Genomic DNA, 5,592 nt, shown 5'->3' with positions numbered 1-5,592 from the left:
GCCCGGCGGATCGCGCCGACCAGCGCATCGAGCGTGGTGCGCGCCGGATCCCACGCGACGCTCGCGGCGTGCGTCGCGGCATTCACGCAGCACGCGCCGGCACCGTCGACCGCGCGCACCGCCTGCTCGATCAGCCCGGCGCAGGCGCCGCATTGCAGGCCGGCGAGCTGCAGGCCGGCGCGTTGCGTGGACGGAGTCGCCGCAGGAGAGGTGGATGCAAGGCTCACCGGCGGCAGTTTCCTGCCTTCGGCGCGGCGGCGACTTGATCCGGATCAACCCCGCGACAACGGCCGCGAAGCGCCTCAGACGCCCCAGGACATCCACATCGCGAGCGTGCGCCGTTCGAGGTACGAGAACGGAATGCTCGGGCGCCTGAACCCGTCCACGGTGTCGTGGTTGGCCTGCTTCAACGCGGTGCCGAACTCGACGCCTTTCGAGAGCCGGTGGCGGTACGCCAGGTCGATCACGCCGCGCCCGGGCGAGGGCACCTGGCTGGCGGCCAGCGTGGGGCGCGCCCTCAGCCCGGCTTCGAACGAACGGCGGTCGTCGATCTGGTACGTCACCCGGGCCTTGAACGCGTTGCGCGGTTGCGTGCCGAAGTAGTTCACCTCGGTGGCCAGTGGCGAGCGTGCCGCGCCGTCGAAGAAGAACTCCGCGCGCACCAGGTCGATCGACCCGTCGAGGCTCCACTGCGGGCTTGGCTGCCAGCGCGCATCGGCCTCGAAGCCGCGCACGCGCAGCCGGGTGTCCATCAGCGGCGTGGTCGGGGTCACCGGGGTCGTGACCGGCACCTGGTAGCTGCCGAAGCGCTGCTCGTACACCGTCGCGTTGACCTGGAGCTCGCGGCTGGCCTTCCAGCGCAGGCCGGCTTCGATCGACGGGATCTGCAGGTCCTGGGTGCCGTTGGCCAGCGTTTCCGAGTGCGACAGGCTGCTCCACAGCGACAGGTCCGGCGTGGCCGCCCAGCGCAGGCGCAGCGTCGTCGCGTACAGGTTGTCGACGAAGCCGGCGCGGAACACCCGTTGCGCCTGCGCGCCGAGCACCACCGAGCCGCGGTTCTCGGCAAACCGCCATTCATCCTGGACGAACGCCTGCAGCCGGTCGGTGTCGGTCGGCACGGCGACGGCATCGAGCTCCGCCGCGCGCGAGGTGATCGAGTCGGTGTTCACGCTGCCGCCCGCCAGCAGCTCGTGCGACCCCAGGCGCAGGAAGTCCTGCGCCGACAGCTCGATGGTGCGCCGGTGGTTCTCGGTGCCGCCGAAGGTCGTCATGTCGGCGTCCTGCACGTACCCGGCCAACTCGAGCCGGCCGTCGCGTGCCTGCGGGATGGACAGGCGGGTGCCGAACTCGCGCTGCGCGACGTGCAGTTCCAGGCGGTTCGGTACGCGGGCGACCGCGAAGATGCTGGCGCCGACGCCGGTGGAGGCACTGACGTCGAATGACACCTCGGCGCCGCCCTCGACGGAAAGCGTCGCCTTGGCACCGGCCGCGCGATTCTCCTGGTTGTCCCAGTCGCGGCGGCCCCGCACGAACTCGGAAGAACCCGGCTGGTGCGAGCCGCTGGCCCAGAACGAGGTTTTCCAGCCGGAGGCGGTCCGTGTGCCCCACTGCAGGTTCGCCGCGGCGCGGCCGTTGCTGTCGACATCCACGCCGCCGGCGCTGCCGTTGTCGGCGGCGCGGGTCACGATGTTGATCACGCAATTGGCCGCGTTCGAGCCCCACAGCGTGTTGCCGGCGCCGCGCTGCACCTCGATGCGCTGCACCAGGTCGATCGGCATGTTCAACCGCGTCCAGGTCGTCGTCGACCAGCCGCTCGCCGCGAACTGTTCGCGGCCGTCGCGCAGGATCAGCGTGTTGTGCGCCACCAGCGAACTGCCGTCGCCGCGCGCCGTGACGCCCCACAGGTTCGCGTTGATGTGTTCGACCCACACGCCGGGGATCCACGCCAGCGCTTCCAGCACCGTGCGGGCGCCGGCGCGGCGCAGTTCGTCACCGGAGAACACGCTGGTGGCGATCGCCATGTCCTGCTCGGGCTGCACCCGGCGGCCGAGCGTCGTGAGCTGCACGTCCAGCAGCGCTTCGAGGGGTTGATCGAGCAGCGACTGGGCGCGCAGGTCGCTGCCGCAGGCCAGCGCCGCGAGCAGCACGGCCGCGCGCAGGAACAGCGCGAAGCGGCGGGAAGTGATCCGGGGCAGCAGGTGGGGGTGGTGGGCTTGCATACACACTCGCTCACTTCGTGTTGTCGACAAAGTGTAGGAAGCCTTCCCGGCGATTCGCTCAGGCGAAACCCAGAGAGGACATATGTCTGTACCCCCAAAGCACGGGGGAAACCATCGACGCGATTCGTCAGTCCGGGGCGGGCACGATGCCTGCATGCCGCCACCCATCGCGCAACAGATCTTCCGGATGCATCCAGATGTGCCAGCTTCTCGGCATGAACTGCAACAGCCAGGCCTCGATCACGTTCTCGTTCACCGGTTTCCGGCAACGTGGCGGGCGCACCTCGCACCATGTGGACGGCTGGGGCGTCGGTTTCTATGAACCGGGCGGCTGCCGCGTCTTCCACGACGACCAGCCGGCGAGCGAATCGCCGCTGGCGGCCTTCCTCGGCGACTACCCGATTCCGTCGGCCATCGTCATCTCGCACCTGCGCCGCGCGACGCAGGGGGTGCGTTCGCTGGCCAATTGCCATCCGTTCCAGCGCGAGTGGATGGGGCAGCCGTGGCTGTTCTCGCACAACGGCGACCTGCGCGGCTTCGAACCCGCGCTCACCGGCCCGTTCCGCCCGATCGGCACCACCGACAGCGAACGCGCATTTTGCTGGCTGATGCAGGAGCTGCGCGCGCAGTTCGCCGACCGCGTGCGGCCGGTCGGCTGGGCCGAGCTGGCGCCGCAGATCGCGCTGCTCGCCGAGCGCATCGCGCGCCATGGCAACTTCAACTTCCTGCTGTCCAACGGCGAGGCGTTGTTCGCGCACTGCTCGAGCAAGCTCTACCTGCTGCAGCGCCAGCATCCGTTCCCGACCGCGCGGCTGATCGATTGCGACATCAGCCTGGACCTCGGCCGCCTGAACGGTGTCGACGACCGCATGGCGCTGGTGGCCACCGAACCGCTGACCGATGCCGAACCGTGGGTGCGGCTGGCCACCGGCGAGCTGCGCGTGTTCGTCGGCGGCGAGACCGTGTGGCGCCAGGTCGACCCGCGCACCCAGGCCTTCGCGCCGGCCGATGAGCGGGAGATGGTGACTGCCGGCTGAGAATCAGTCACTCCAGTGTTGCGTTTGATACAGCGTTTGTATGATGCGCAACATGGCCACCGGGATCAACGCCAAGGATGTCTGGGCTGCGTGCGACGCGCTGCTGCTCGCCGGCGAGCGCCCGACGATCGAACGGGTGCGCCGCCAGCTGGGCCGCGGCTCGCCGAACACCGTCAGCCCCTTGCTGGACGACTGGTACCAGCACCTCGGCGGGCGCCTGAAGGATCCCGGCGCGTTCGGCGTGCCGCCCGACGTGCCCGAGCCGGTGATGCAGGCGGCGCGCCATTTCTGGCAGGTGGCGCAGGCCGAGGCCCGGCGCGACGTCGACCAGCGCGTCTTCGACGAACGCCTGCGCGAGGCGATGGCCGCCGCGGTGGCCAATGTCGAGGCCGAGAAGGAGCGGGCCGCGATCGCCGATGCCGCCGCGTTCGAGGCCGCCGGCAAGGCGGTGCGGCTGCAGGCGGAGCTGGCACGCCGGGATGCGGCGCTGGCCGAAGCTCACAAGCGCATCGACGAGCTCAGCCGCGAGCTCACTTCCCGAACAGGCCTTTGACCATCCCGCCCAGGCCCTTGACCATGCCCGAGAGGCTGACGCCCAGGCTCTCGGCCATGCCGGAGGCGATGCGGGTGGCCAGGTTCTCGTTCAGCGAGAAGGCCGGGTCGTCGAGCCGACCCTCGAGCGTGAACTTCACCTCGAGCTTGCCGTCCTTCGACATCGCCGCCAGCACCGCCTGGCGGGGCACGCCGGYGAAGGTGGAGAGYGCACCGTCGCTCGCGAACTCGAGGCCGGTCAGCGTCAGCTTGCCGGGCGCCTTCAGCTGGTTGCGCACGACGTTCGCGCGCAGGTCGAGGTCGAGCGTGCCGCGTTTGATGCCCTTGTCGGCCACCTTCAGCAGGTAGGGCTGCAGCGTGACCAGGTCGACATCGTTGAAGCGGGCGCGGATGTCGGCGTCGCGCGACGCGACCGTGTAGTCGCCGTCGATGCGGATGCGGCCGTTGCGCTGCACGCCCTTGAACACGCCGTCGAGCTGCACCTGCAGCGGCTTGTCGAGCTGCGGCAGCACCAGCGGGCCGACGTCGGCATCGACCTGGTCGAGCGTCAGGCGCAGCGCCGGCTGGCGCACCGAGCTGTCGAAGAACTCCACCTGTGCGCCGTCGAGCGCGACCCGGCCGATGGTGAGCAGCGGCTTGGCGAGCGGGTCGGGTTTGGCGGCGGGCGACGTGGCGGATGAAGCGGGTTTGGTCTTGTCCTGCGGCTTCTCCAGCAGCGAGGGCAGCACGCGGGTCTTGCCGTCGCGGGTGCGCAGCACGGCCAGGTAGGCGCCCTCGACGCGCACCTGCGCAATGCGCCACGGCCCGCCGAACAGGCTGCGCGGATCGGGCGTGATGCGCACGCGGCTCGCGCGCAGCTCGTCGGCCACCGGCCAGCCGGCCGGGCCCTGGATGCGCAGGTCGAGCACGTCGATGCCGGTCCAGCCGGGGCGGATCGCGCCGATGCTGGCGCGCGGACCGAGGGCCAGCGCCACTTCGGCCTGCAGCTGGCGGGTCGCGACCTGCAGCGCGATGACGGCGAGCAGGATCAGGCCGAGGACGATCGCGCCGGCCAAAGCGAGGCGGCGCCGGGTGCGGGTGAGCGTGAGGGTCTGGAGCAGGGCGGTCATGGGCGGGCGCCATGCTACCCGGGTTGGGCCAGCGCGGTCAGCGCGATGCCGGCTCGCCGGCTTCTTCGTCAGGAGGCTGGCGATGGAAGCGCCAGCCGCCATAGAGCGCCGCGCCGGCCGTCAGCACGTTGGCGGCCATCTGCTCCCAGGCTTCGTAGCTCCACGCGTGGTACATCCACAGCGCCGAGATCGCGAGCATCGAGTACCGCAGCGTGCGCCCGGTCATGTAGAACATCGCGTAGGTCGACCACAGCGAGGCGGCGATCAGGAACAGCGTGCCCCAGCCGTTCCAGGTCAGCAGGCCGGTGGCCACCGTCAGGACGCCGAAGGCGGCCAGGCCGAGGCTGCGTGCGCCGGCGCCKTGTTGCAGCGTGGCGGCCGAGGTGGCGGTGCGGCCGGCGCTGACCAGGTTCAGCGCCGCCGCCGTGTGGGCCCCGATCAGCACGTTGTTGAGCGCCCACAGCAGGCCGGCGAAGCCGGACTGCAGCCGCAGCGATTTCTCGCAGCGGCGCAGCATCGCGAAGGCGTTCATGGCCAGCGCGGCGAGGCCGGTGGCGTGGATGAGCAGGTCGTCGGTCGGCATGGCGGTGCCGACAGTCTCGGGCGAGTGCTCACCCGGCAGTCCCCGGAATCGAACCGGGATGACGGCGCTTCTCACCGGCAGAGGTTCGGGGG

6 protein-coding genes are annotated in these 5,592 nt (G+C 70.7%); 2 read left to right on the top strand and 4 right to left on the bottom strand.

Annotated features, from left to right (window positions below; all coding sequences use genetic code 11):
• Together AC1D1T_RS29625 and AC1D1T_RS29620 are read right to left on the bottom strand one after the other, a co-directional pair.
• On the bottom strand, positions 1-227 hold a 227-nt coding region (locus AC1D1T_RS29625; RefSeq protein WP_477993040.1), incomplete at its 3' end, for a cation transporter.
• Between the two features lie 75 nt (positions 228-302).
• Complete coding sequence (locus AC1D1T_RS29620) at positions 303-2,219, bottom strand: TonB-dependent receptor plug domain-containing protein (protein WP_477827542.1); 1,917 nt, start codon at positions 2,217-2,219, stop codon at positions 303-305.
• 197 nt (positions 2,220-2,416) lie between these two features.
• On the opposite strand from AC1D1T_RS29620, the gene AC1D1T_RS29615 reads away from it, so the two are divergent.
• On the top strand, positions 2,417-3,256 hold the full coding sequence (locus tag AC1D1T_RS29615) for a class II glutamine amidotransferase (protein WP_477843514.1): 840 nt from the start codon (positions 2,417-2,419) through the stop codon (positions 3,254-3,256).
• 52 nt (positions 3,257-3,308) lie between these two features.
• A complete protein-coding gene (locus tag AC1D1T_RS29610; protein WP_465113076.1) occupies positions 3,309-3,809 on the top strand; it encodes a DNA-binding protein in 501 nt (166 codons plus the stop codon).
• Here the strand turns inward: AC1D1T_RS29610 and AC1D1T_RS29605 are convergent.
• Together AC1D1T_RS29605 and AC1D1T_RS29600 are read right to left on the bottom strand one after the other, a co-directional pair.
• Entirely contained in the window at positions 3,787-4,917 is a 1,131-nt protein-coding gene (locus AC1D1T_RS29605; protein WP_477993039.1) for a DUF748 domain-containing protein, read from the bottom strand. The two genes, AC1D1T_RS29610 and AC1D1T_RS29605, sit on opposite strands and share 23 nt — an antisense overlap.
• 37 nt (positions 4,918-4,954) lie before the next feature.
• Positions 4,955-5,500, bottom strand: a complete 546-nt coding sequence (locus AC1D1T_RS29600) for a YgjV family protein (protein ID WP_477993038.1) — start codon at positions 5,498-5,500, stop codon at positions 4,955-4,957.
• Positions 5,501-5,592: the final 92 nt, after the last annotated feature.

The organism is Rhizobacter sp. P2_H3 (assembly GCF_056403355.1).
This window is presented reverse-complemented; position numbering and strand designations above follow the sequence as displayed.

Excerpts from the sequence above, each read along its gene's own strand:
- AC1D1T_RS29620 (WP_477827542.1), bottom strand. The coding sequence starts at position 2,219 with ATGCAAGCCCACCACCCCCACCTGCTGCCCCGGATCACTTCCCGCCGC.
- AC1D1T_RS29615 (WP_477843514.1), top strand. The coding sequence starts at position 2,417 with ATGTGCCAGCTTCTCGGCATGAACTGCAACAGCCAGGCCTCGATCACG.
- AC1D1T_RS29610 (WP_465113076.1), top strand. The coding sequence starts at position 3,309 with ATGGCCACCGGGATCAACGCCAAGGATGTCTGGGCTGCGTGCGACGCG.